We start from the raw sequence: 20826 nt of genomic DNA, 5'->3' as shown, positions 1-20826 counted from the left end.
TGCCGCACGTACCGAATCACTTAAGGAGAACGTGATGTCTCGCATCGCGAAGGTCGCCGCTGTTGCCCTCGGCACCAGCGCCGTGGTGGTCAGCGGAGCCGGCCTGGCCATGGCGGACGCGGGTGCGCAGGGCGCGGCCGTGGGCTCGCCGGGTGTCGTGTCGGGCAACGTCGTCCAGGTTCCGGTCAACATCCCGGTCAACGTCTGCGGCAACACCATCAGCGTCATCGGCCTGCTGAACCCGGCCTTCGGCAACACCTGCGCCAACGTCGGCGGCGAGCACGGCAAGCACGGCGGCGACAAGCACCACGACGGCGGCGACAAGCACCACGAGGGCGGCGGTTACGGCGGCTGAGCAGTCGTCCGTACGCCCCCGCGTACACCTCGGTCGTACGCACGGTACGCACCGTTCGCACCACCAGGAGAGCCCCGGCACCTCGAGCGCCGGGGCTCTCCCCTTGTCTTCCTGACGTGCCCCCGCCTCCCAGGCCCCCGGTCGCCGGCGACCCGTTCCGGGGCGGGCGTACCCGTCAGGCGTACCGGTAGATCCGGGACACGTCCTCCAGCTGATCCGGCGTCACGTCCCACGGCGGCAGCTTCTCCCGGCGGGCGACGACCCGCCGGTACTGGCCGGCGGCCGGCCCCGGCGGTTCGGCCGGCAGATAGCGGTGCTCGCGGTGACGGCTCTGCCAGCGGGTCCACAGCAGGTCGATGAAGGCGTGGTGCAGCCAGAAGACGGGGTCGTTGACGGACGCGCCGCCCAGCATGACCCCGCCGACCCAGCGGTGCACCCGGTTGTGGTTGCGCCAGGCGGCGCTGCCCGAACCGGTCCCCCAGCCCTCCAGCTTGTTGCGGAAGCCCCGGGTGAGGGTCGAGTCGTAGGGCGAGACGTCGTACACCGGGTCCTTCAGCGCCCACTCCACGTCGGCGGCGGTGGGCAGGTCGATCGGGGCCGCGGCCCGGCCGAGGTCCCGGGTGAGGAACTTCCCGTCGGTGACGTTCTCCTTGAGGGTCCAGTCGCCGGTGGCGTAGGCGAACGGTCCGGTGGTCACCCGGTGGTCGGAGCGGCGTCCGTTGCCGCCCAGCAGGTCCGGCGTCCAGGGCGCGCCGGTCGGGGTGCGCCGGCGCGTCCAGTCCCAGTAGGGCACCGTCACGGAGGAGTCGACCCGGCGCAGGGCCTGCTCCAGGTCGAGCAGGAACCGTCGGTGCCAGGGCAGGAAGGAGGGCGCCATGTGGGCGCTGCGCAGGCCGCCTTCGCCGTCCGCGACGTAGTGGTCGATGTGCATGCGCACGAACTCGTCGTACTCGCCTTTCCGTTTGATCTCGAGCAGCGCGTTCACGAAGCGCCGCCGTTCGGCGGCGGTGAGCGTGCTGACGTCCTTACGGATGTAGGCCATGGTGTCCCCCCATGTGCGTGTCGTCGTGGTGTGCCGGGCCCGCTTCGCGGAGCCGCTGTCCGGGGCCGAGTTCGTCGACGGCGGCGCGTGCCGCCTCCAGCGGGGTGGCGTACGAGCGGTAGTGGTCGACCATGCTCAGCCAGGTGCCGTCGGCGCGGCGCATGAGGTGCAGCGGACGGCCGTCGACCGTGACCGTCCACGTGGCGTGGCCCGCGCCGGCGGTCCCGCCGGTGGTGAGGAGCCCCCGGATGCGACGCCCCCGGTAGGTCTCGTCGAACGAGGTGTCCGCGGGACCGTGGTCCGCCGGGCCGCGCGGCCCGGTGGCGGCGACGACCGGGACCATCGCGAGGGCGGCGGAGGCGCCGAGCAGAGCGCGCAGCAGATCGCGTCGCCGCGCGGGGCGTGCCGTGACGGGTCTTGCCGGACCCGCCGACGGCACGGCCAGGGGTACTGCGTCGGCACTGACGGCCATGGTGTTCTCCTCGTCCCGGTTCGCTCGCCCCCGTGGTCCGGCGGCTTCCTCCGTGGGGGTAACCGTTCGGTGGGCCGACTGGTCACCGCCCGGCCCTCGATCGGCCGCCCCGGCGGGGAGCCGGGCACGACGACGGGCCCGGGACGAGGCGTCCGGGCCCGTGGTCGTGGCGGTTCGTCAGCTGTCTCTTAGCGGTTCCTCAGGGGGTCGGGACGGCGCCTGTCTACAGCCCCTCGCTGAGGCCGAGGTCCGCGCCGGGCACGGCCTGCAGCACGGGGGTGATCACACCGACCTGGGGCGTCTGGAGGTCCGGCAGACCGAAGCGGTCGGGGTTGGGCGCGGTGAGCGGGGCGTCCAGCGCCAGGCCCGGGCCCTGGGTGCGCAGGTCGGAGGCGGGGGCGTCGAGTCCGAGGTGGTTGAAGTCGGCCCCGAGGACCTCCGGCAGGGGCGCGCGCAGGCCGAGGCCCGGCAGGCCGGCGGCGACGGGCAGTTGCGGAACGACCCGGTCCGGGATGAGCCGGCCCTCGACGAAGCGCGGCCCCTCGGGCGCGCCCGGCGTCGGCAGGGGGAGCTCGCCGCCGACCCTGGGCAGTTCCACGTTGAGGGACTTCTCGACGCCGTCCAGCGGAACCGGGACGGGGACCGTGCCGATCGCGGCGGCCGGGGTCGCGGAGACGGCGGCGCCTGCGGCGGCGGCCACGCAGGTGATCACTGCGGCGAGGGTTCCTCGGGTGGTCGACTTCATCTCGGGTACGGTCCCTTTCGACAGGTGAGCGGGGAGGCCTTGTGTCCGTACCGGGTAACGAGCCGGAAAACGGCTTCAGTTCACAAATCCCCCGACTGCCGTAATAGTGCTACCGCTGCACCGGTCAGCCGGTCAGCCGGTCAGCCGGTCCAGAAACTCCACCACCGGGTCAGGATCAGCATTCCGATCGCTCCGATGTGCAGCAGCGGCAGCACCCAGGTGAATTCGGCGAAGAACGTCCGCACGCCGGCCGGAGCGGGCAGAAGCCGGTGCCGCACGTCGAACGAGACGGCGTACCAGAACGCGAGAATCGTGGCGATCCACGCCAGGCAGCACCACAGGCACAGCGCGTTGATCCGGTACAGCGACTCGAACTGCAGCCAGGACACGAACCCCACGCCGAACAGACAGCCGGCGGTGAAGGTCAGCCAGTACCAGCGCGGGAAGGCGGCCCCGGCGAGCAGGCTCATGCCGACGCACACGACCATGCCGTAGGCCACGAGGCCGAGCATCGGGTTCGGGAACCCGAACACCGAGGCCTGGTCGCTCTGCATGACGCTGCCGCAGGAGAGGACGGGGTTCAGACTGCACCCCGGAGTGAACCCGGGGTCCTCCAGCAGCTTGAACTCGTCGAGAGTGATGACCCAGGACGCCGACAGCCCGGCGGCGCCGGCCAGGACCAGCAGCAGGGCGAACGCACGGCTGCCGCCTACGGCCGCAGGCTGCGGCGGCCTCATCAGCCGCGCAGGCGGCGGGCGGGCAGGACGATGTGCGCCGCCGCCGTCAGGGTCTCTTCGGCGCCCGCGAACGCGGCCAGCGCCTCGGGCGTGACGGCCTGTCCGGGGGTGGCCTCAGGCCAGGCGCGGCAGGTGAGGACGAGGTAGGCGTAGCCGCGCTGTTCGACGGCCGCGAGCCACTCCCCCGGCGGCCGGCACTGGGCGTTGAGGCCCGGCATGTTCAGGACGGCCGCGCCGGACTCGACCAGCAGGGTGACCGGCAGGCTGGGCCGCTCGGCGCCGTCGACGACGCCTCCGACGGGCATGCCGTTGTCGCTGAGCAGTCGCGCGACGGCGCGGGCGGTGCCCTCGGGGCCCTCCGCGGTGTCGCCCAGGGAGTACGCGAGGAGGTAGGGCATGTCGCCGCCGTCGGGAGCCTCGCCGCTCCACGGCATCACGACGAGGGTGCCCAGGTCGGTCACGCGAAAGGGCAGGGTTGCGCTGGGGGTTGAGGTCACCGCGCGACCCTATCGGCGTGCCGGAGGGCCTCCGGGCGTGTTCTCACCCGACCGGGGGACGCCGCTGCTCCGCTCCACACGAACGAGGGACGCGTCGCTCGACAGGTCTCGAACAGCGCGCAGGGCCGGTTCCGTCGGTGACGGGACCGGCCCTGCGGCGTGGGCGTCTCAGCCCTGCAGCGGCAGCCCGCCGAGGAGCGGGTTGTGGGTGTTGAGGGCCTCGGCGGCGCTGTTCACGGTGTGGAGGACGGAGTCCTTGTTCTCGGTGTCGAGCGCGTCCGACTGGTGCTGCAGAGGCAGCGCGTCCTCCACGTTGATCGGACCCCTGGCGAGGGTGTCCACGGCGCCGTTGAGGCTGGTGGGCGTGAGGTCGGCGGGGGCGGCGAACGCGGGCGCGGCGACACCGGCGAGCACCACGGATCCGGCGACGACGACGGCAGCCTTCAGGGACTTCATCGGATTCCTTTCATCGGCGACTCTGCGGCTCGGAACGGCAGGTCACCAGGGGAAATTCTGACGCCGTGCCTAACGAGCCCCGTCCGATGCGGAAACCGTGTGCACAGAATTTCCGCACCCCGGCGACCTTCTGGGGGCCGGGGTGCGGATCTGCGGAGAACCACCGTGGCGCCGACTGCTGTACCGGCTGCCACCGTGCCGGCAACCGCCCTGTCGGGAACGGTCGTCCGGCGGCCGTCAGCGGACGGGAAGCACCGGCGCCGCCGGAGCCGCGGGCGCCACGGACAGCGCCGGAGCGGCCGGCAGGGCGGGAGCGGGCGGCAGGGCCGGAGCCGCGGGCAGCGGAGCGGCCGGCGCGGCGGGCGCGTCCGGGGCCGCGGCGGGTGTCTCCGTCGGCAGCTCGGGCAGGCTCGGCAGGGACAGGCCGAGCCCGGCCAGCGTCGCGGCCAGCAGGTCGAGCAGGCCGTCCACCACACCGGTGACCGCCGGCACGATGTTGCCGACGTCGAGCGAGGTCGCCGCCGCGAGCAGGTCGTCGACGGCCTTCTGCACGGCGGCGACGGCGTCGGACACCGGGTCGGCGGCGACCTTCGGCTTTGCGGCAGCGACGGTCGCCGCCGGAGCGGAGACCGCGGTCCCCGAAGCAGCCGGGAGCGCGGGAGCGGCGGGGGCGGCCGGGAGCGCGGCGGCCGGGTCGGCGGGGGCCGCGGGGGCCGCCGGGGTGGCGGGCAGGGCCGGCGCGGCCGTCCCCGCGGTCGCGCTGATCTTCGCGACGGCCGCCTTGACGGCCTCGGCGAGCTGCGTCGCCTGATCGGGGGTGAGTTGACCGTCCTCGGCCTTGAGGGCGGTTCCGAGCAGCTCGGTGACGGGGGTGATCACGGTGCCGACCCGGCCGAGACCCTCGACCTGGGCGAGCAGCGCGGCGGCGCCGGGGACGGGCGCGTCCGACGCCGAGGCGACGCGCTCACGGGCCGCGGCTCGGTCGGTCGCCATGGCGGCGGGGGCGGCGATGCCGAGGACGAGGGAGGCGCACAGAGCGGTGGAAGCGATACGCCGTACGGGCAGACCACGCATGGGAAATCCTTTCGATTACGTCGGGTCTTTCGCCCACCGTGCGAACAGATTGTCGCGCTCCGCAACCGATCAAGTACACAAAGTGATCACTGGTGATCCGTTCCACCCGCCCCGCCGCAGGTGGAAGCCCTGTCAAGGCACGCCGAGCGTGTCGCCGCGCGTCCGCCCGTTCGGGGTAACGCTTTCGCAAACGCGAACGGCCGCCCTCCTGGCGGGAGGGCGGCCGTTCGACGGATGACGTGTCGTGACCTCGGAACGAGGTGACGTCAGTCGTTGACGCAGGTGTTGCCGAACGCCGGGTTCAGCAGGCCGACCACGTTGATCGTGTTGCCGCAGATGTTGACCGGGATGTGGACGGGAACCTGGACGACGTTGCCCGACAGCACGCCCGGGGAGTGCGCGGCGACGGCGTTCGCGCCACTGTCGGCGGCGGCGATGCCGGAGGCGCCGACGACGGCCGCGGCGGCAACGGAGGTCAGGGCCAGGCCCTTCGCGATACGCGACATGGAGAGGTGCTCCTTGGGGTTTTGACACAAACACCTGGGCGGGGATGCCCGGCGCTGAGGTCAACGCGCGGGGGGCGCGGGGGTTGTGCCGCCAAAGGAGTGATGTCACCCGAGGCTTCGCTTCACCATTCCGACACACTTGTCCTGTTTCTACGGATTAATCCGGACAGAAGTTAGAGTTGCGCCCCATCTGCCGCACGCCTATTGCAAGCAAATCGCACGAAAGGCCACTGCCGGTCATGCGCAATTCCCTGGGTCCGCTGTTGCGCCGCGCGACGGTCGGCGTTCTCGCCCTCGCCTCGCTCTGGGCGCCGTCCGGCGCCCGTGCGGCCGGCGCGCCGCCCGCCACGGAGGCGAAGAGCCTCCCCTTCCAGCAGCGCTACCACGCCACGCAGCACGGCGGGATCGTCCGCGCGGCCAACGCGGCCATCAGCTGCCGGGCCGCTCCGGCGGTCCGGGCGGCGCCCGCCTGCCCCGCCGTCCGCCAGGGCGGGGCAGGCGTCAACAACGGCTTCGACATGTTCTACGTCGACGTCGACGACGACCCGAACACCTACAACTCCTCCCGCGCCGAGGTCCGTCTGCCCAAGGGCGCGCAGGTGACGTACGCGCGCCTGTACTGGGGCGGCAACCTGCGCGTGGGGGAGCAGAAGCCGCCCAAGGACAACGGGAGGGTGCTCATCGCCGAGCCCGGCGGGGCGTACAAGGCGGTGCTCGCGGACACGGTCGTCGGCCACCGGGTGGCCCAGGGGGCCGACGCCTTCCAGGCCTCCGCGGACGTCACCCGGCTGGTGCGCGAGAGCGGCCGGGGCCTCTACACGGTCGCCCAGGTGAACGTGGCGATGGGCCGTTCGACGACCGGGGCGTGGGGCGGCTGGACGCTCGTCGTGGCGTACCGCGACCCGGCGGAGCCGCTGCGCGACCTGTCGGTGTGGGACGGCTTCGACACCCTCGGCTCGCCGGCCGGCAAGGAGATCCGGCTGCGCGGGCTGCACATCGCACCGGGCGCAGGCGGCCGGGCAGGGCTCGTGGCCTACGACGGCGACCGCGGCCGTTCGGGTGATTCGCTCATGTTGTCGACCGGTGGCGCGCCGTTCACCGCGCTCACCGACCCGGTCAATCCATCTGACGATGTGTTGAACTCCACGATCAGCGAGCCGGGGGAGGCTCCGGCGGCGCGTGTACCGGCGTACGTCAACACACTCGGCTACGACTCCGACGTGTTCGATCTCCGCAGGGGTTTGCGGCACGGCGGTGACCAGCTGGCCGTTCGGCTCGTTTCCCACCGGGACGCGGCGTGGGCCGGGGCGCTCTTCGTAGCCGTCGACACACGGAAGAAGTAATCAGGCGCGTTCCCGCAGTCCCGAGCGCCACCGTGAGCGAGGAATCCGCGCAATGCACCAGCCAGAACCCGACGCCGGGCCCCGGGTCCTGCACCTCACCCAGCCCGTGGAAGGCGGGGTCGCCCGGGTCGTGACCGACCTGGCGCGGGCCCAGCTCGCGGCGGGTCTGCACGTCACCGTGGCCTGCCCGGCCGGCGGGCTCGCCGGGGAACTGCGGTCCCTGGGCGCGCGGACCCGGCACTGGGCGGCGACCCGGTCGCCGGGTCCCTCCCTCCCCGGCGAGGTGCGGCGGCTCGCACGCCTGATCGCCGAGGTACGCCCCGACCTCGTGCACGCGCACAGCGCGAAGGCGGGGCTCGCCGGCCGGCTCGCGGTGCGCGGCCGGATCCCGACCGTGTTCCAGCCGCACGCCTGGTCCTTCGAGGCCGTCGGGGGCGCCACCGCCGCACTCGCCCTCCACTGGGAACGGTTCGGGGCGCGTTGGGCGGACCGGCTGGTGTGCGTGAGCGAGGCGGAACGCGTCGCCGGCCTGCGTGCGGGGATCGCCGCACGGTGGAGCGTCGTCCCCAACGGCATCGACTCCGGGCGTTTCCACCCCGCCTCCGTCGACACCGTGCGGGCCTCTCTCCTGCCCGGCCTCGACCCGGCCGCTCCGCTGGTGGTGTGCGTGGGGCGGCTGTGCCGGCAGAAGGGGCAGGACGTGCTGCTGCGGGCCTGGGACACGATCGTGGCCAGGACGCCCGCCGCCCGGCTGGTGCTGGTCGGCGACGGCCCGGACGCGGCGCGTCTGCGGGCGGGCGCACCGGAGTCGGTGCTCTTCGCCGGGGCCGTCGCCGACGCCGTGCCCTGGTACCAGGCGGCCGATCTGGTGGTGCTGCCCTCGCGCTGGGAGGGCATGGCGCTGGCCCCGCTGGAGGCGATGGCCTGCGGAAGACCCGTGGTGGTGACCGATGTGAACGGCGCCCGGGAGAGCCTGCCCGCCGGACTCGCCGAGCGTTGCCTGGCCCCCGCAGAGAACCCCGCGGCGCTCGCCGAGGCGGTCTGCGCCCTGCTGCCCGATCCGCTGCTGCGCGAGTCGCTCGGCCACCGGGGACGTCGGCACGTCCTGGCCGTGCACGACGTGCGGCGCACGGCCGAGGCGGTCGAGGGCGTGTACCGCGAGCTGCTCACGACCACCAACGGGGCGCGGGTCGCGCCCACCGAGTGCAGGGAGTCCATCCACTCGTGACTGCGGAAAGCACCGTCCCCTCTCCCGGCGCGCAGGCCGGGTACTCGCCCGTCTCGGTCATCCCCCGGCGGGGCAGCGCGGCGGGATTCCGGTTCCCCGCCCGCCGGCCCCCGGCGCCGCCCGCGTCGCCGCTGCCGCTGCTGCTCGCCGACGGCCTCGCCGCGTGCGCGGGCGCGCTGGCCCTGACCGGGGCGCAGCGCCGCCCGTTACTGGTGGCCCTGCTGGTGGCCGCGACCATACTGCTGCGGCCGCAGCGCCCGCGTCCGGTGGCGGGGGTGCTGGACGAACTGCCCGCCGTGTGCGGCCGGATCGCGGTGGCCTGGCTCGCGCTCGGCGCGCTCGCCGCGGCGTGGAACCCGGCGCACGCGCTCTCGGCCCGCACCCTGGTCGCCGGCTGCGCGGCCCAGGCCGCGGCCGGCTGCGCGGCCCGCGCGGTCGTGCATCTGCGCCGGCGCCGGGCGCTGCTGCGCCGGCCCCGCGCGGCTCTCGTCATCGGGCCCGCGACGACCGCGCAGCGGGTGGCCGCGGCCGTGCTGCGGCATCCCCGCTGCGGGGTGCAGCCGGTGGGTGTCGTGGCCGAGAGTCCCGGCGGCGGCGAGGGGCTGCCGGTGCTGACCACCGGTCAGGAGGTGCAGCGGGCCCTCATCCAGAACGGCGTGCGGGACGTGCTGTGCGTCCACCCCGCCGTGCGCAGCGTGCAGGGCCCGCTGCTGCGGGCGCTCGCCGAGTCGGGCTGCACGGTGTGGGAGGTCGACGCCGACACCCCTTCGTACGCGAGCCGCGAGCAACTGGCCGGGTTCTCCTGCCGGCGCCTCGACCTGGGCGCCCGGCGGCGCGGCAGCCTCGGCAAGCGGCTGCTGGACGTCGTGGTCTCCGGGGCGCTGCTGCTGCTGGTGAGCCCGCTGCTGATGCTGTGCGCGGCCGTGCTGCGGCTGACCGACGGCCCCGGGGTGGTCTTCCGGCAGGAGCGCATCGGCAAGGACGGCCGGCCCTTCACCCTGCTGAAGTTCCGCACCCACCGTCCGGTCGACGAGCACGAGTCGGCGACCCGCTGGAGCGTGGCCGGCGAACGGGAGATGAGCCGCTTCTGCCGCTTCCTGCGCCAGACCTCGCTGGACGAGCTGCTCCAGTTGTGGAACGTCCTGCGCGGCGACATGAGCCTCGTCGGACCACGCCCCGAACGCCCCTTCTTCGTCGGCCAGTTCAGCCAGACCTACCCGGGCTACGCGGCGCGTCACCGGATGCGGGCCGGCATCACCGGCCTCGCCCAGGTGCAGGGGCTGCGCGGGGACACCTCGATCGAGGACCGGGCCCGTTTCGACAACGCGTACATCGACAACTGGTCGCTGTGGCAGGACGTGTGCATCCTGCTGCGCACCGCGGCCGCCCTCGTGCGACCGACCGGGAGCTGAACCGCCGATGACCTTCGCCCCGCCCCTTGCGCTCACGCTGCCCCGCGCCCGGACGCTGTCACCGGTCCTGCCGGTGGTCGCCGTGATCGCCCTGCTCGGTCTCCCCCTCTCCCCCGGCGGCGAGGGCGGCGCCGGGCCGGCCGACGCGCTGTCCGCGCTGGTCGTGCTGTTCTGCGTGGTGCGGCTGCTGCGGCAGCGGCGGCGCCCGCTGTCCCGTACGACGGCCGTGGTCCTCGCGATGCCGGTCGCGGGGCTCGCGCTCGCGGCGATGGGCGCGTCCTCGCCGGGCGCGGGTCTCACCGGCCTCGGCCGCTATCTGCAGATCTTCGTGCTGGTCCCCGCCGCCGTCGTGCTGCTGGTCCGGGACCGGGCCGACCTGCGGGTGCTCGCCTGGTCGTTCGTCGGGCTCGCGGGCTGGCAGGGCGCCGTCGGCGTCCACCAGTTCGTCACCGGGACCGGCGCCTCCTACCAGGGCGAGACCCTCCGGGCGGTCGGCACCTTCGGCCCGCAGGACGTGATGGGCATGGCGACCGTCGTGTCCTTCGGGCTCGTCTGCGCGGTCGGTCTGGCGCTCGGCGCTTCCGCTGGGCGCCAGCGGGCCGTCGCCGCCGCCGCCGCGCTCGCCCTGCTGGCGCCGCTCGCGCTCTCCTTCAGCCGGGGCGCGTGGATCGCGACCGCCCTGACGTGCACACTCCAGCTGGTCCTCGCCGGACTGCGCCGGGCGCTCAAGGTCGGCGCGGCGGCGGTCGCCGCCGGGGTGGTCGTGGTGGGCGGCTTCGGCGTCGGCTCGGCGATGCTCCAGGAGCGCGTCAGCAGCATCACGCAGGTCGCGGACGCCCCCGACCAGTCGGTCACCGACCGGTACGCCCTGTGGACGTCCGCGGTCGGCATGTGGGCCGAACGGCCGCTCACCGGCGTCGGGTTGAAGGGCTTCCCCGAGCACCGGGACGCGCACGCCCCGCTCGCGCTGTCCTCCGGCAGCGACACCGACGGCGCGGGCTCCGGCTTCGTCCGGCAGCCGCTGCTGTCCCCGCACAACATGTATCTGCTCGTCCTCGGCGAACAGGGGCTGATCGGACTGCTCGCCCTCGCGGGCGGCTGGCTGGCGATGCTGGCGTGCGGGCTGCGGGGGTGGCTGCGCGCCCGCCGCTGCGGCCGAGGCCTCGACTGCGCGCTGTTCGCCTGCGGCCTGCTGGTCTGGCAGCTGATCGACTTCGTGTACGCCGACATCGGCGGACCGTCGACGGTGCTGACCGCCGTCGTCTTCGGGGTCGTCGCCTGGTGGGCGCTGGTCGGCGGCAGCGGCCTCGAGGAGGCGCGGACCCGATGACCGTGACGCCTCCTCGGACACCCCGCACGGACGGGCCCGTGTCCGTGCCGCCCGCACGGTCCGCGGCGCGGTCCGGGGAGACGGCCCCCGAGGCAGCCGGGGAGGCCGGCGAACTCCCCGCCGCCTCCAGCGGCTTCCTCGCCAAGGCCGCGCTCGTCACCGCCGCCCTGTCGGTGGCCGGGGCCCTGCTCGGGCTGGTCCGGGACCAGTCGCTGGCCCGCCTCTTCGGGGCGGGCAGCGACACCGACGCCTTCCTCGTCGCGTGGACCGTGCCCGAGTTCGCCGCCACGCTGCTGATCGAGGACGGACTGGCGTTCGCCCTCATCCCGGCGTTCAGCATGGCGCTGGCCCGCCGCTCCCAGGGCACGCCCGGCGACCCGGTGCGGGCGCTGGTCGCCGGCACGCTGCCCCGGCTGTCGCTGGCGTTCGTCGCGGTCGGCGCGCTGCTCGTCGGCGCCGCCCCGCAGGTCGTCGACGTCCTCGCGCCCGGTCTGCCCGACCCGGCGCTCGCCGTCGACTGCACCCGGCTGACCGCGACCTGCGCGGTGAGCTTCGGTCTCGCCGGGTACTGCAGTGCGGCCCTGCGCGCCCACCGGCGGTACGTGGCGCCCGCGGCGATCTACGTCGCCTACAACGTGGGCATCGTCACCGGGATGTTCGCCCTGGGCGGGCGCTGGGGCGTGCGGTCGGCGGCGGCCGGGGTGGCGGTCGGCGGGCTGCTGATGGTCCTCGTGCAGCTGCCCTCGCTGATCGGTCAGCTCCGCAAGGGCCGTACGGCCGGGGAGACGCCCGTCGGCCAGGAGGAGCCGCGGCCGCTGGACACCGCGCTGCTGGCGACGGTCCTGCTCTTCGCGCTGTGCCGGCAGTCCCAGACGCTCATCGAGCGTTTCCTCGCCTCGCAGCTTCCGGCGGGGGCGATCTCGCACCTCAACTACGCGCAGAAGGTCGCCCAGATGCCGATGATCCTGTCGGTGATGGTGTGCACGGTGACCTTCCCGGTCGTCGCGCGGGCGCTGGCGGAGGGGGACGCCGAGCGGGCCCGCAACCGGGTGGAGCGGGATCTGGCACTGGCGTCGTGCATCGTGCTGCTGGGCACCGCCGCGGTCGTGGCGTGCGCCCCGCAGATCGTCGAAGTGCTCTTCCAGCGCGGCGCGTTCACCGCCCGCGACACGGCGGCCACGGCGGGCGTCATGCGGGTGTACGCGCTCGGGCTGCTCGGCCAGACCCTGGTGGGCGTGCTGGTCCGCTCGTACTTCTCGGGGGGCCGCGGCTCCTGGTACCCGGTCTGCTCGATGGCCGCCGGGATCGTCGTGACGTCCTGGATCGGCGCGATGGGGGTCGGCCCCTGGGGGGTGTACGGCATCGCCGTCGCCAACGCGACCGGCATCACCGTCACCGCCCTGGTGCTGCTGGCCGGCATGGGTCCGCGCAGCGTCCCGATCCACGTCCGGGGCGTGCTGCGCGAACTGAGCCGGCCGGTGCGCGCGGCACTGGTGGCCACCCTCGCCGGGGCGTTCGCCGCCGCGCGGTTCGCCGACCCCGTGCGGGGACTCGCCGTCGGGGGCCTCACCGTGACCGTCGTCTTCCTGCTGCTGGGCCGGGCCCTGGGCGCCCAGGGCGTCGTCTCCGCATTCCGTTCCGTACGTTCCGCGACCCGAAAGCTCTGCCATGGCCGCTCCTGACCGCAGCACCCGCGCTCCCGTCCCGTGGGTGGCGATGTACCACTCCGTGAGCGACTGCTCCGACGATCCCTACCGCATCACGGTGACCCCCCAGCGGTTGGAGAAGCAGCTGACGTGGCTGCGCCGGCGCGGTCTGCGCGGCGTCTCCGTGGCCGAGCTGCTGGCCGCCCGCGCGCGGGGCGAGGGACGCGATCTGGTGGGCCTCACCTTCGACGACGGGTACGCCGACTTCCTCACCGGGGCGCTGCCGGTGCTGCGCCGACAGGGCTGCAACGCCACCCTGTTCGTGCTGCCCGGCCGGCTCGGCGGCGACAACGCCTGGGACCCGCTGGGGCCGCGCAAGCCCCTGCTGACCGCCGACGGCATCCGCCGCGCGGCCGGTGAGGGCGTCGAGATCGGCTCGCACGGCCTCACCCACGTCGATCTGACCCGCGCCGACGACAGCACCCTGAAGGCGGAGACGGTCGAGAGCCGCGCCGCCCTCGCCGAGCTCCTCGGTACCGACGTCGACGGGTTCTGCTACCCGTACGGGACGGTCGACCGGCGTGCCGTGGACGCCGTGGGCGAGGCCGGTTACGCATACGCCTGCGCGATCGACCCCGGCCCGCTGAACGGCCCGCACGCCCTCCCGCGGGTCCACGTCGGGCAGGACGACCACGCCGTCCGGCTGTTCCTGAAGTACCGGCTGCACCGGTTGCGCCGGCGTCCCGTCGAGGGGCTGCGGTGAAGGCGCTGCACATCATCACGGGGCTGGGCGTGGGAGGCGCCGAGCAGCAGTTGCGGCTGCTGCTGCGGCATCTGCCGGTCGACTGCGAGGTGGTGACGCTCACCAACCCGGGGTCGGTGGCCGACGGGCTCGCCGAGGACGGCGTCAAGGTCGTCCATCTGGGCATGGCCGGCAACCGCGACCTGGGCGCGCTGCCGCGGCTCGTCCGGGTCGTCCGCTCCGGCGGCTACGACCTCGTGCACACGCACCTGTACCGGGCCTGCGTCTACGGCCGGCTGGCCGCGCGGCTCGCCGGGGTCCGCGCGGTGGTGGCCACCGAACACTCCCTGGGCGACTCGCAGATGGAGGGACGGCCGCTGACCTCCGGGGTGCGCGCGCTGTACCTCGCCAGCGAGCGGCTGGGCCGCACCACGGTCGCCGTCTCCCCCACGGTCGCCGACCGGCTGCGCGGCTGGGGCGTGCCGGAACCGCGGATCGAGGTCGTCCCCAACGGCATCGACCTGGCCCGTTTCCGCTTCGACCCGGCGGCCCGCCTGCGCACCCGCAGGCGCCTCGGGCTGCCCGACGACGCCTGTGTCGTCGGCGGCGTCGGACGTCTGACCGCCGCCAAGCGCTTCGACGTGGTCATCCGCGCCCTGGCCCGGCTCACTCCGGACCACTGGCTGCTGCTGGTCGGCGGCGGGCCGGAGGAGAACGTGCTGCGGCGCGTCGCGCAGGAGGCCGGGGTCGCCGACCGGGTCCTGTTCGCCGGCGAGCGCCCCTACGTCGCGGACGGCTCCGGCGGCCCCGACCTGCCCTCCCTGGCGTGCGCCATGGACGTGTTCGTCTCGCCGTCCCCCGAGGAGACCTTCGGGCTGGCCGTCGTGGAGGCGCTGGCGTCGGGTCTGCCGGTGCTCTACGCCTCGTGTCCCGCGATCGAGCAGCTGCCGGCCGGTGCGGCGCCGGGCGCGCGCCGGGTGACCGGCGGCGCCGACGCGTTCGTCCGCGCGCTGTCCGCGTACCGCGCGCAGGCGCCAGGACCGCGCACCGCCCCCGAGGCGGCGCTCCACTACGACATCGCCCGCAGCGCCGCCCAGCTCATGGACGTGTACGCGACCACCGTTTCCGGACCACCCCTGTCGTCCTCCGCTACCCCGACACCCCAGGGAGTCAGTTCCCCATGACCGAGAACCCTCGCCGTCCCGCCGCCCTGCGCCGCGCCAAGGCGCTCCCGCCCTGGGCGCTGCTCGCGGCCGGCGCCGTCGCCGGCGGCCTGCTCGGCGGCGCCTACGGGGCCGTCAAGGCGCCCGTGTACACGGCCACCGCCTATGTCGTGGCCGTCCCGACGGCGAAGTCCGACCCCGCCTCGGCGCTCGGCTTCGCGCAGGCCTACGGCCGGGTCGCCACCCAGCTCGCGGTGCTCGGGGACGCGCAGGTGTGGGCCGGCGTGCCGGTGCGGACGCTCCAGCAGAGCGTGCAGACGGCGACCTCGCCGGACGCCCCGATGGTCTCGATCACGGCGACCTCGCCGCGCGCCGACCTGGCCGCCGACATGGCCAACGCGGTCTCCCGCTCGCTGACGCAGCACGCGAAGAGCTCCCAGGCCACCACCAACGTCGAACTCCAGCAGTTCGCCCGGGCGGTGAAGCCGACCGGACCCTCCTCGGCGTCCCCCGTCCTGACCGGCGCGGTGGGCGCGAGCGCGGGCGGGCTGCTCGGCGGGCTGGTGCTGCTGGCGCGGCCGAGGCGGGGCCGGGAGGAGGAGGGCGCGCGCCCCGCCGCCGTCCCCGGCCCGGCTCTCGCCGCGGACGCCCACGGGGCGCTGTGAAGCCGGCGTTCACCACCGAGGTCGTCACCGACGAACAGGCCTTCGCCGCTCTCGCCCCGGCCTGGGACCGGCTGTACCAGCGGTGCGCCACGGCCACCCCGTTCCAGAGCCACGCCTGGCTGCACTCGTGGTGGCTGTCGTACGGCCGCCCGGGCCGGCTGCGCCTGCAGCTGGTCCGGGAGGGCGCCGAACTCGTGGCCGTCGCTCCGCTGACCGCCGTGCGCCGGCCGGTGCCCGCGCTCGTGCCGCTCGGCGGGGCGATCTCCGACTACGGGGACGTCCTGGTCGACGACGGGCACGGCGAGGCGGCCGTCGACGCGCTCACCGGGGCTCTCGCGGCCGCCGCCCGCACCGCGCTGATCGACTTCCGCGAGGTGCGTCCGGGCGGTGCGGTGGAACTCGTCTACGACCACTGGCGCGGGCCGCGTCGCCGGGTCGGCGACTCGGTGTGCCTGGAGCTGCCGGCCGTGCCCATGGACGAGCTGGTGGCCCGGCTGCCGTCGGCGAAGGCGCAGCGGGTGCGCGCCAAACTGCGCAAGCTGACCGCGCTCGGCGTGCAGCGCCAGGCGGTGCGCCCGGAGGAGGTGGACTCGGCGCTGCGGCGGCTGCTGGAACTGCACCGGTTGCAGTGGCAGGGGCGGAAGGTGACGGGCGAGCACCTTCGCGACCGGTTCTGCGAGCACCTGGTGCGCTCGGTGGGTCCGATGGTGCGCTCCGGGGACGCGGTGGTCACCGAGTTCCGGCTCGACGACGACGTGGTGGCCGTGGATCTGACGCTGTTGTCGCGGCGGCTGGCCGGGGGCTATCTCTACGGCGCTCATCCGCGGCTGCGGGAGTGCAAGGCGGACGTGGCGGTGATGCTGCTGGAGGCGTGCGCCGAGCACACCCGGGACGGGGGGCGGGCCGCGCTGAGCCTGCTGCGCGGCGACGAGCCGTACAAGCACCACTGGCGGCCCGAACCGGTCGTCAACCAGCGGCTGCTGCTGGCCCGCCGGCGCACCGCCCCGCTGCTGTCGGCGGTCGCGTGCGACGTGGCCGCGCGGCGGCGGGGCAAGGAGCTGCTGCTCCGGCGGGAGCAGCGGAGGGAGCGTGCCGGTGGCGGCGGGCCCTGACGCGGACCTGCCGCCACCGCACGTCGGTTCACCCGTTGCGCGACCACCAGTCCAGGCGGATGCACAGCTTGCCGCCGAGCCAGTACTCGACCCAGTCGCCGAGGTCCATCGGCGTGCAGTTCACCGGGGGTTCGCCGGTGGGGTCGGTGGTGGGCGGCTCGGTGGTGGGCGGGGTCGTCGGGTCCGTGGTGGGCGCCGGGGTCGTCGGCTCGGTGGACGGCTCGTCGGTGCGGCCGGACAGCAGCGACCGGTAGACCTCGGACGAGCGCGGGTTCTGCCCGCACTGCCACACGCCGTGCGGGCAGTAGTCGGTCAGCGTGTTGTACAGCGGCCGGTGCTCGTCCATCCAGGCGATCATGCGGCGCATGTACTCGGTGTTGTCGCCGTTGCGGAAGAGTCCCCATTCGGGATAGGAGATCGGCTTGCCGTGGGATCTGGCGAAGTCCACGTGTGCCTGGAGCCCGTACGGTTCACTCACCTGCTCGTCGAAGGACAGGCCGGACGGCTGGTCGTACGAGTCCATTCCGATGATGTCGACCGTGTCGTCCCCCGGATAGCACGCGGTCCACGCGACGGCGTCCTTTCCGCGCGTCGGCGTGAAGTCGAACCGGAATTGCTGGCCCGGCACCGCGCGCATGGCGGTGACGATCCTGTTCCAGTACTTCTTCCAGGCCTCCGGGTCCGGCCCGCAGCGATGGGTGTACGTGATGCCGTTCATCTCCCAGCCGAGCACGATCACCGTGTCCGGCACCTTCAGCGCGACCAGCCGCTCGGCGAGAGCCGTGAAGTGGTGATCGAACTCGCCGTCCGCGCCCTGCCGCAGCAGCCGGCGCACCTCGGCGTCGGAGACGCCCTCCTCGTTGCGCTCCATCATGGGCACGTTGAGGACGAGCATCCGGTCGTCCTTCTCGAGCCGCCAGTCCGCCCACACGTCGAGGAAGCCGGCCGGGCCCTCGATGTTGTGCCAACGGTCGCCCGGCAGGTAGGTGTGGCCGACGCGCAGGTCGGAGCCGCCGAGCCAGGCGCTGAGCTCGGCGATGCGGGCCACGCCGCGGGCTCCGTAGTCGAGGTAGGCGCCGAAGGCGGGGGCGGCGGCCTTCGTCGGCGAGGCGGAGGGCGCGGGCGTCTGCGCGGGGGATGCGCCCGGAGACGCGCCCGTCTCGGTCGGGGTCTCGGTCGGGGTCTGGTTCGGGGTCTGCGCCGGGGACTCGTTCGGGGCGGGCGCGGGGCTCGCCTCTGCCGCCGGAGTCGTGGCCGGGACGGGGACGGCCGGTTCGGGCGCGGCGGCCGCCGGGACGGTCGAAGGGGGAGCCGGGACGGTCGAGGGGGGAGCCGGGACGGTAGGGGTGGGAGCGGGAGGATCGGCGACCCGTGCCACCCCCGCGCCCGCGGCGAATCCAGGTCCGGACGCCAGGGCGGCCGAGGCCGCGACGGCTGCCGCGACGACGGCAAGCCGCCGCGACCGTGCGCGTCGCTGTCGTGGAGCCATGCCTGCTCCTTTCTCCACTCGCGCGTAACGCGCACTGCCCGCGCATTACTGACACTCAGTCATATGAAAGTCACACAAAAAGGATCCACGCCACCGCCGATACGGCTTTCGAGTGCCTTGATCGCCCATATCGGTGAACCGAGCCGAAGGACCCGCTGAAAATGCCCCAGTCGCCCCTCGACACCCGCGTCCCCGCCGTTCTCCTGCGAATCGACCGGAATCCCTTTCACCACGGCACGCTGGGCGCCGTGCGCTCGCTCGGCCGGGCCGGAGTCGACGTGCACCTGGTCGCCGACTCCACGGGAAGTCCCGTGCGCACCTCCCGTTTCGTACGCGAGTCGCACCCCCCGCCGACGCCCGGCGCCGCCCCCGCCGACATCGCCGCCACCCTGCTGCGGGTGGCCGCCCGCGTCGAACGGCCCGCCGTGCTCATCCCGATGGACGACGCGGGCGCGATCGCGGTGAGCCGGCTGCGCGACGAGCTGACACCGGCCTACCTGCTGCCACAGCAGCCCCGAGCGCTGCCCGAACGAGTCGCCGACAAGGCGGAACTGGTCGCCCTGTGCGCGGCGGCGGACGTGCCGCACCCGCTCACGGTGATCCCGGACAGCGCGGCACAGGCCGCCTCCGAGGCCTGGCGGCTCGGGCTGCCGGTGGTGGCGAAGTGGAGCCGGCCCTGGCTGCTGCCCGCCCGCTCGGGGCTGCGCAGCACGGCTCTGGTGCGCTCCCCCCAGGAAGCGCGCGAACTGTACCTGCGCTCCGAGGAGGCGGGCAGTCGGCTGCTCCTCCAGGCCTTCCTGCCGCCGGGGCAGGACCGCGACTGGTTCTTCCACGGGTACGCCGACCGCTCCGGCTCGCTCCGCGCCGGCGGCTCCGGCCGCAAACTCCGCGCCTGGCCGCGTGGAGCCGGGCTCACGGCCGTCGGCGAGTGGACGGAGAACGCCGAGGTGCGCACGCACGCCGAGCGGCTCGTCGACACCCTCGGCCACCGGGGCATCCTCGACCTCGACTTCCGCCGCTGCGGTGGAACCGGCGAGTACCACCTGCTCGACTTCAACCCGCGCCCCGGCGCCCAGTTCCGGCTCTTCACCGACGCCGCCGGAGTGGACGTCGTCCGCGCGCAGCACCTGGACCTGACGCACCGTCCGCTGCCCGTCGGGGAGCCGCGGCCAGGGCGGACCTTCGTCGTGGAGAACTACGCGCCGCTGACGGCGCTGCGACCGACCCGCCGGGGTCGCGAACTGGCCTGGCACGCGGGCGACGACACCGCTCCCGGCCGGGCCATGTGGGGCCTGTGGGGGGCGCACGTCGCCCGCAGGCTGCTCCACCGGCTGCGCGGTGAGAGCCCGGCGGCCGACGCCGGGGACGAGCCCCGCGTGGTCCGCCAGTCACCGCCGCCCCCGTCCTCCCTGACCCGCCTGCGCACCCAGGCCGGACCTGCCGCACAGAGCGGACGCACCGCACCGGCCGTGGCCGGACCGACCGACGACGAGAAAGCGAGCAGCTGCTGATGTACGACCTGCTGGTGGTGGGAGCGGGCCCCTACGGCCTGTCCATCGCCTCCCACGCCGCGGACGCCGGGCTGAGCCTGCGCGTCTTCGGCCGGCCGATGGCCTCCTGGCGCGACAACATGCCGGGCGGGATGTTCCTCAAGTCCGAGCCGTGGGCGTCCAATCTGTCCGACCCGGCGGCCCGCTGGCGGCTCGACGCCTACTGCGCGACCCAGGGCGTGACGGCCCGGCACGGACAGCCGATCCCCGTGGAGACGTTCGCCGAGTACGGCCTGTGGTTCGCCCGCAACGCCGTCCCCGAGGTGGACGAGCGCACGGTGGTCCGCATCGCGTCCCTGCCCGGCGGCTTCGAGGCGGTCACCGAGGACGGCGAGACCGTGCGGGCCCGCACGGTCGCCCTCGCGGTCGGCGTGATGCCGTTCGTGGAGATCCCGGCGGCCCTGCGCGGCCTGCCCTCCTCGCTCGTCTCGCACAGCAGCCACCACGGCGACCTCGACCGCTTCCGCGGCCGGGACGTCACCGTGATCGGCGGCGGGCAGGCCGCGCTCGAGACGGCCGCCCTGCTCGCCGAACAGGGCACCCGGGTCCGCGTGCTGGCCCGCTCGGACCGGCTGCACTGGAACGACGTGCCCCCGCCCTGGGAGCGCCCGTGGTGGCGGTCGGCCCGCTCTCCGCACAGCGGCCTCGGCTGCGGCTGGCGCAACTGGTTCTATGCCGAACGCCCCGGCCTCTACCGGCGGCTCCCGGAACCGACCCGGGCGCGGATCGCGGCGACCGCGCTCGGACCGGCCGGCGCCTGGTGGGTGCGCGACCGGGTGGAGGGCGCCGTGGAGGTGTGCCTCGACCACGAGGTGACGGCGGCACGCGCGGCGGACGGCGGGGTGCGGCTGGACGTGAGGGGGGCGGACCCCTTCGAGACCGAGCACGTGATCGCGGCCACCGGCTTCCGGGCGACCCGCGAACGGCTCGGACTCCTTGCGGGACCGCTGCGCGACACCCTGGCCACGGTGGCCGACGGCTCCCCCGAGGTGGGCCGGGACTTCGAGTCGTCCTGCCCCGGGCTGTTCATGGCCGGCCTCGTGACGGCGGCCGGGTTCGGGCCGGCGATGCGCTTCGTGCACGGCGCGACCTTCACGGCGGGAACCCTCGTCCGGGGCGTCCGGCGCCGGCTGCACACGGGGCTGCCGGGTACGGCGATCCCGGCGCCCGGCCGACGCGGGGCGACGGAGACCGTGCGGCGCTGAGCGCGGCGAGGGCCTGTCGTCGGGATCGGCTCGCAGCGAGTGCGGCGTGATCCGACG

The 20826-nt window shown here is 74.4% G+C and carries 21 protein-coding genes; 12 read left to right on the top strand and 9 right to left on the bottom strand.

The genetic code is table 11. The features are described from left to right. The first annotated feature begins 34 nt into the window (after positions 1–34). A complete protein-coding gene (locus tag ACH4ZA_RS18890; RefSeq protein ID WP_319278358.1) occupies positions 35–355 on the top strand; it encodes a chaplin in 321 nt (106 codons plus the stop codon). A 175-nt stretch (positions 356–530) separates the two neighbouring features. On the opposite strand, the gene ACH4ZA_RS18885 is transcribed toward ACH4ZA_RS18890, so the two are convergent. The 8 genes from ACH4ZA_RS18885 to chpG all read right to left on the bottom strand — a co-directional run bounded on the left by ACH4ZA_RS18885 (position 531) and on the right by chpG (position 5884). Continuing rightward, the gene (locus tag ACH4ZA_RS18885; RefSeq protein WP_319278357.1) at positions 531–1397 is read right to left on the bottom strand and encodes a tyrosinase family protein; all 867 of its coding nucleotides are present in this window, start codon (positions 1395–1397) and stop codon (positions 531–533) included. After that, the gene (locus tag ACH4ZA_RS18880) at positions 1381–1869 is read right to left on the bottom strand and encodes a tyrosinase family oxidase copper chaperone (protein WP_398430436.1); all 489 of its coding nucleotides are present in this window, start codon (positions 1867–1869) and stop codon (positions 1381–1383) included. The genes ACH4ZA_RS18885 and ACH4ZA_RS18880 overlap by 17 nt, the downstream gene beginning before the upstream one ends. A 223-nt stretch (positions 1870–2092) precedes the next feature. After that, the gene (locus ACH4ZA_RS18875; RefSeq protein WP_319278353.1) at positions 2093–2614 is read right to left on the bottom strand and encodes a hypothetical protein; all 522 of its coding nucleotides are present in this window, start codon (positions 2612–2614) and stop codon (positions 2093–2095) included. Between the two features lie 140 nt (positions 2615–2754). Then, on the bottom strand, positions 2755–3351 hold the full coding sequence (locus ACH4ZA_RS18870) for a vitamin K epoxide reductase family protein (protein ID WP_319278351.1): 597 nt from the start codon (positions 3349–3351) through the stop codon (positions 2755–2757). Then, positions 3351–3848 carry a DUF5949 family protein gene (locus ACH4ZA_RS18865; protein ID WP_398430433.1) on the bottom strand — a complete coding sequence of 166 codons (498 nt, stop codon included), beginning with the start codon at positions 3846–3848 and terminating at the stop codon, positions 3351–3353. Before ACH4ZA_RS18865 ends, ACH4ZA_RS18870 begins: the two co-directional genes overlap by 1 nt. 168 nt (positions 3849–4016) lie before the next feature. Further along, positions 4017–4304: a hypothetical protein gene (locus ACH4ZA_RS18860; RefSeq protein ID WP_319278347.1), complete on the bottom strand. Its 288-nt coding sequence runs from the start codon at positions 4302–4304 to the stop codon at positions 4017–4019. A gap of 237 nt (positions 4305–4541) precedes the next feature. Further along, positions 4542–5378, bottom strand: coding sequence for a hypothetical protein (locus ACH4ZA_RS18855; RefSeq protein ID WP_398430429.1), 837 nt, complete (start codon positions 5376–5378; stop codon positions 4542–4544). Positions 5379–5644: 266 nt separating this feature from the next. After that, positions 5645–5884: a chaplin ChpG gene (gene chpG / locus ACH4ZA_RS18850; protein WP_319194057.1), complete on the bottom strand. Its 240-nt coding sequence runs from the start codon at positions 5882–5884 to the stop codon at positions 5645–5647. Positions 5885–6123: 239 nt separating this feature from the next. On the opposite strand from chpG, the gene ACH4ZA_RS18845 reads away from it, so the two are divergent. From ACH4ZA_RS18845 to ACH4ZA_RS18805, 9 genes are read left to right on the top strand one after another with little or no spacing between them, the layout of a single operon-like run. Then, positions 6124–7227, top strand: coding sequence for a DUF3344 domain-containing protein (locus ACH4ZA_RS18845; protein WP_319278344.1), 1104 nt, complete (start codon positions 6124–6126; stop codon positions 7225–7227). A gap of 52 nt (positions 7228–7279) precedes the next feature. After that, positions 7280–8455 carry a glycosyltransferase gene (locus ACH4ZA_RS18840; RefSeq protein WP_398430426.1) on the top strand — a complete coding sequence of 392 codons (1176 nt, stop codon included), beginning with the start codon at positions 7280–7282 and terminating at the stop codon, positions 8453–8455. Next, the gene (locus tag ACH4ZA_RS18835) at positions 8452–9867 is read left to right on the top strand and encodes an exopolysaccharide biosynthesis polyprenyl glycosylphosphotransferase (RefSeq protein ID WP_319278340.1); all 1416 of its coding nucleotides are present in this window, start codon (positions 8452–8454) and stop codon (positions 9865–9867) included. The genes ACH4ZA_RS18840 and ACH4ZA_RS18835 overlap by 4 nt, the downstream gene beginning before the upstream one ends. 7 nt (positions 9868–9874) lie before the next feature. After that, positions 9875–11197 carry an O-antigen ligase family protein gene (locus ACH4ZA_RS18830; RefSeq protein WP_398430424.1) on the top strand — a complete coding sequence of 441 codons (1323 nt, stop codon included), beginning with the start codon at positions 9875–9877 and terminating at the stop codon, positions 11195–11197. After that, positions 11194–12879 carry a murein biosynthesis integral membrane protein MurJ gene (gene murJ / locus ACH4ZA_RS18825; RefSeq protein ID WP_398430422.1) on the top strand — a complete coding sequence of 562 codons (1686 nt, stop codon included), beginning with the start codon at positions 11194–11196 and terminating at the stop codon, positions 12877–12879. Before ACH4ZA_RS18830 ends, murJ begins: the two co-directional genes overlap by 4 nt. Next, a complete protein-coding gene (locus ACH4ZA_RS18820) occupies positions 12866–13606 on the top strand; it encodes a polysaccharide deacetylase family protein (RefSeq protein ID WP_319278336.1) in 741 nt (246 codons plus the stop codon). The genes murJ and ACH4ZA_RS18820 overlap by 14 nt, the downstream gene beginning before the upstream one ends. Beyond that, a complete protein-coding gene (locus tag ACH4ZA_RS18815; protein ID WP_319278334.1) occupies positions 13603–14769 on the top strand; it encodes a glycosyltransferase in 1167 nt (388 codons plus the stop codon). The genes ACH4ZA_RS18820 and ACH4ZA_RS18815 overlap by 4 nt, the downstream gene beginning before the upstream one ends. After that, positions 14766–15413 carry a lipopolysaccharide biosynthesis protein gene (locus tag ACH4ZA_RS18810; protein ID WP_319278333.1) on the top strand — a complete coding sequence of 216 codons (648 nt, stop codon included), beginning with the start codon at positions 14766–14768 and terminating at the stop codon, positions 15411–15413. The genes ACH4ZA_RS18815 and ACH4ZA_RS18810 overlap by 4 nt, the downstream gene beginning before the upstream one ends. Then, the gene (locus tag ACH4ZA_RS18805; RefSeq protein ID WP_398430420.1) at positions 15410–16525 is read left to right on the top strand and encodes a GNAT family N-acetyltransferase; all 1116 of its coding nucleotides are present in this window, start codon (positions 15410–15412) and stop codon (positions 16523–16525) included. Before ACH4ZA_RS18810 ends, ACH4ZA_RS18805 begins: the two co-directional genes overlap by 4 nt. 28 nt (positions 16526–16553) lie before the next feature. Here the strand turns inward: ACH4ZA_RS18805 and ACH4ZA_RS18800 are convergent, their stop codons facing one another. Then, positions 16554–18014 (bottom strand): glycoside hydrolase family 26 protein, encoded by a 1461-nt coding sequence (locus ACH4ZA_RS18800; RefSeq protein WP_398430417.1) that lies wholly within the window; start codon positions 18012–18014, stop codon positions 16554–16556. Positions 18015–18175: 161 nt separating this feature from the next. On the opposite strand from ACH4ZA_RS18800, the gene ACH4ZA_RS18795 reads away from it, so the two are divergent. Then, positions 18176–19525, top strand: coding sequence for an ATP-grasp domain-containing protein (locus tag ACH4ZA_RS18795; RefSeq protein WP_398430415.1), 1350 nt, complete (start codon positions 18176–18178; stop codon positions 19523–19525). Next, positions 19525–20769 carry an NAD(P)-binding domain-containing protein gene (locus tag ACH4ZA_RS18790; protein WP_319278327.1) on the top strand — a complete coding sequence of 415 codons (1245 nt, stop codon included), beginning with the start codon at positions 19525–19527 and terminating at the stop codon, positions 20767–20769. The genes ACH4ZA_RS18795 and ACH4ZA_RS18790 overlap by 1 nt, the downstream gene beginning before the upstream one ends. Positions 20770–20826: the final 57 nt, after the last annotated feature.

The organism is Streptomyces sp. NPDC020597 (genome assembly GCF_044335095.1).
Classification (GTDB): Bacteria; Actinomycetota; Actinomycetes; order Streptomycetales; family Streptomycetaceae; genus Streptomyces.
This window is presented reverse-complemented; position numbering and strand designations above follow the sequence as displayed.